The organism is Photobacterium sp. OFAV2-7 (assembly GCF_022347985.1).
Taxonomy (GTDB): Bacteria; Pseudomonadota; Gammaproteobacteria; order Enterobacterales; family Vibrionaceae; genus Photobacterium.
This window is the reverse complement of the sequence record NZ_JAKRFQ010000630.1, coordinates 1-3,182: the sequence shown is the minus strand read 5'-3', so window position 1 is coordinate 3,182 and position 3,182 is coordinate 1. Positions and strand designations below refer to the sequence as shown.

4 protein-coding genes and 1 pseudogene are annotated in these 3,182 nt (G+C 44.8%); 2 read left to right on the top strand and 3 right to left on the bottom strand.

The annotated features are described in order from the left end of the window. From MHN01_RS22075 to MHN01_RS22065, 3 genes and pseudogenes are all read right to left on the bottom strand, one after another. A pseudogene (locus tag MHN01_RS22075) lies at positions 1 to 349 on the bottom strand (alpha/beta hydrolase); the annotation flags it as partial. Between the two features lie 169 nt (positions 350 to 518). Further along, the gene (locus MHN01_RS22070; RefSeq protein WP_239413460.1) at positions 519 to 956 is read right to left on the bottom strand and encodes a glycine zipper 2TM domain-containing protein; all 438 of its coding nucleotides are present in this window, start codon (positions 954 to 956) and stop codon (positions 519 to 521) included. A 106-nt stretch (positions 957 to 1,062) separates the two neighbouring features. Beyond that, positions 1,063 to 1,692 (bottom strand): LysE family translocator, encoded by a 630-nt coding sequence (locus MHN01_RS22065; protein WP_239413456.1) that lies wholly within the window; start codon positions 1,690 to 1,692, stop codon positions 1,063 to 1,065. Positions 1,693 to 2,001: 309 nt separating this feature from the next. Between MHN01_RS22065 and MHN01_RS22060 the strand changes: the two genes are divergently transcribed. Further along, the gene (locus MHN01_RS22060; protein WP_239413455.1) at positions 2,002 to 2,619 is read left to right on the top strand and encodes a cytochrome b; all 618 of its coding nucleotides are present in this window, start codon (positions 2,002 to 2,004) and stop codon (positions 2,617 to 2,619) included. A 127-nt stretch (positions 2,620 to 2,746) separates the two neighbouring features. Further along, positions 2,747 to 3,182: PLP-dependent transferase (locus tag MHN01_RS22055; RefSeq protein ID WP_239413453.1), on the top strand; the 436-nt coding region annotated here is incomplete at its 3' end.

Here is a 3,182-nt window from a genome sequence, read left to right as displayed (position 1 = left end):
AAAAGCCAGCAACCAATATACGATCACTATCTATACCACGCTCGATCTCGCGTTCAATTAAATCAGTCACTCTTTTGGCTGAATCCAAAAGCTGCTCGGTGTTAAGTTTACGTCCAGCCCCCATTTCAAGAATGTCATACCAGGCAGGCATCACCATACCGCCATTGATGGTTACCGCCAGAGATGGTGAATGAGGAAAAATAAAGCGAACAGGCGCATCTTGCGGTAAGTTCAGCTCTGGCAGAATAGCCTCGAAATCATGGCCGTTGGACCCCAGCCCATGAAGCCAAATTACGGCTGCGGTAGGTTCAACATTTGGCTCTACTTCAACACACGCTAAATAAGTCATGATAAATCTGTCTGATAGATAAGTGTCTTCACCTTACACCGGATACAGGCATGTTTACCACCCTGAACGAAAGAATGGTGCTACCTCTATGACTAATAACAAAAAACCACTGTGTGGGTTACAGTGGTTTTTATACATGGCTATACAAGAGTACAGCTATGAGAACGCGCTATTCAGGCACCACGCGAGCCGTTTTTCCATCTATATTCACTCTGACTCTTTGCCCGACCTGAAAGATCATGCTTGGATTTACCTCCTGTACAATCGCAATGGTTTCACCATCATCCATCTTGATTGTCAGGTTAACACCGTCTCGTCGAGTAACACCTTCGGCCGCTTTGCTACCTGCAACGCCACCAAGTACACCACCACCGATTGCTGCGATATCCGAACCGGATCCCCCACCGATCTTTGATCCGAGAATACCACCAACGGCAGCACCTGCTACAGCGCCGACAACCTGCCCTTCACCTTCAATGCTGACTGGCTCAGTTTTCATAATGGTTCCGTATCGTACCTGCTGGATTGTCCGCGTATCGGCAACGCCATAGGAGTCACCGTAAGGGTTGTTGGAACAACCGGTAAACCCAAACATCGAAAGCATCATTACAACAACGTAGAAAATCTTCACATCATCACCTGCCCGACAAATTCATCATTTCGATGCCATAAGTATAGCAAGGAGGTTATACAGCCCTGTATACACAGTGGCGTTAGCTACTCGCAACTAACTTTATTCCCAACACGACGAAGACTGTTCCTACGAAACGATCAAGCCACTGACTGAATCGCTGGTTATTTCTCAGCTTATGCGTCAGCATTGAAGCCGCCAGTACATAGAAAACCTCAACAACAATGGCGACCGCGATAACCAACAGCCCTAAATACATGAGTTGCAACGTTACGGGACCATGTCCTTCGCGGACAAACTGAGGAAGAAAAGCCATAAAAAAGATAGCGACCTTAGGGTTGAGAATATCAACCAGTACGCCCTGCTTAAAAGCAGCTATCGGCGTTTCTTTCAGCCCGCGTTTTGCGTCGATATTCAACAAAGATCCAGAGGAAGAAAATGACTGCCAGGCTAAATAGAGCAAATAGCCTGCCCCGATATACTTTACTACTGTAAATGCCAGTGCTGATGAAGCCAATACAGCCGACAGCCCAACGGCGGCAGCAAATACGTGAAACAAAGCTCCTGTACACACTCCAAGCGCTGAGGCTATGCCCACTTTTTTACCACTGGCTATCGTTTTGGTGAGGATGTAAAACAAATCTGGCCCCGGGGCGATATTCAATGCAAGTGCCGTCGAAAAAAACAACAACCAAAAACCATAGTCAGACATTCAATTTCCTTATTAACGCTAAATAACTCATCTCTTTTTCGATATAACCAAACTCAATAAGCAATTAAAACCCCTTCCCCTTCAGTTACATCCTTGCAAAACCGATTGAGAGACACTTCACACTTTCACCTAAAAACTCTCACTCATAACAACAGCCACCACTAGCCAATTCACAGAAAGGCATCAACTATCACTTTCAAATCATCATTAAAAGTCATATGGAAAATATATATCCATATTCACCCAATTAATCTTCATATGAAAATTATGTAACTTTACAGTCATGTTATCGACGGCATTGCTGCTTACATGGAACACCAACTCCCCATAGTGATGCCTTATGAAAAGGAACAAACAATGAAGCGAACCACTCCAACCAATAAGTTTTCAGTATCCATGCGGCTGTTGCACTGGATTATGGCAGCACTCATTATCGGGCTCCTTGCTCTTGGGCTCTATATGGCAGCCCTTCCGATGGAATCTACTGATAAGTTCGCGTTATACCACTGGCACAGAGCCTTTGGCGTATTAGCTTTTATTCTGGTTCTTATTCGCCTGGTAGTAAGAGTGCGAAGTCAAATTCCCGAGATGCCATCAAGCTTGCCCCTGCATGCACGTATAGCAGCTAAAACCGCTCAGTACACTCTGTATGGATTTATGCTCAGTATTCCGGTTGTCGGCTATATCGCTTCATCAGCTGTTCCCGATTTTCCCGGTGTTCCGCCGCTACATTCAATCTGGTTTTTCGGCACTGAACTGCCACTGTTCCCGATAGAAAAAGACTACAACACCACAAAATTTATGATCACAATCCATAAATACCTTGCTTACGGCATGATTGGTGTTCTGTTTGCTCATATTGCGGGTGCGCTAAAACACCGGTTCTTTGAAAGACCTGAAAATGATGTGCTGGGGAAAATGATTTAGTTCGCATATTATTTCGAACAAACCCATGAAAAATCATAGCTATAGTTTTTAAGAACGTCCTTTGACATACTGGTTAGTGATAATAATACCAACGGGTATTTTCACCAGTTTCAATCAAGGAAGAACAATGAAAGACGAAACGCTATCGATACATTATGGATACGAAACAGATCCGACAACCAAGTCTGTAGCTACACCTATTTATCAAACTGTGGCCTATGAATTTGATGACGCTCAGCATGGAGCGGATCTGTTTAACCTTGAGGTGCCGGGTAATATTTATACCCGAATTATGAACCCGACTAACGATGTACTGGAGCAGCGTATGGCTGCGTTGGAAGGCGGTATTGCCGGCCTTGTTGTCAGCGCAGGTAGTGCAGCAATTAACTATGCCATCCTGGCCTTGGCAGAAGCTGGCGATAACATTATTTCGACTCCCCAGCTATATGGCGGCACCTATACCCTGTTTGCCCATATGCTACCGAAACAAGGTATCGAAGTACGATTTGCCAAAGATGATAGTCCTGAAAGCCTGGCAGAATTGATTGATGACAATACCAAAG